The sequence below is a fragment of the Streptomyces shenzhenensis genome, assembly GCF_021462265.1.
Taxonomy (GTDB): domain Bacteria; phylum Actinomycetota; class Actinomycetes; order Streptomycetales; family Streptomycetaceae; genus Streptomyces; species Streptomyces shenzhenensis.
This window is the reverse complement of sequence record NZ_JAJONF010000209.1, coordinates 1-412: the sequence shown is the minus strand read 5'-3', so window position 1 is coordinate 412 and position 412 is coordinate 1. Positions and strand designations below refer to the sequence as shown.

1 protein-coding gene is annotated in these 412 nt (G+C 68.2%); it reads right to left on the bottom strand.

What is annotated here, in order from left to right:
- A partial coding sequence (locus LQ326_RS47500) for a condensation domain-containing protein (protein ID WP_234545421.1) occupies positions 1–412 on the bottom strand: 412 nt, incomplete at both ends.

Below are 412 nucleotides of genomic sequence, written 5' to 3'. Positions count from 1 at the left end.
CTGCTCCAGGACCCGCACGAGCCGCTCCGCCAGCCGACGAACCGTCCCCTCGTCGAACAGGTCCGCAGCGAACAGAATCCCGCCACGCAGCCCATCCGCCACGCCGTCATCGGAGTGACGCTCGCTGAGGGAAAGAGAGAGATCGAACCGGGCCGCAAGGTCCTCCGCCGGCGGTACCTGCTCGACTGTCAGCCCTTGCAGCTCCCACTGCGGCTCCGGCACGTTCTGGAGCGCCAGCATCACCTGGAACAGCGGATTACGCGCCGCCGACCGCGCCGGATTCAGCTCATCCACCAACCGCTCGAACGGCACATCCTGACGGGCGTACGCGGCCACATCCGACTCACGGACCCGGGCCAGCAAGTCACGGAAGGTGGGGTTGCCGGAGGCGTCGGAGCGCAGAACGAGGGTG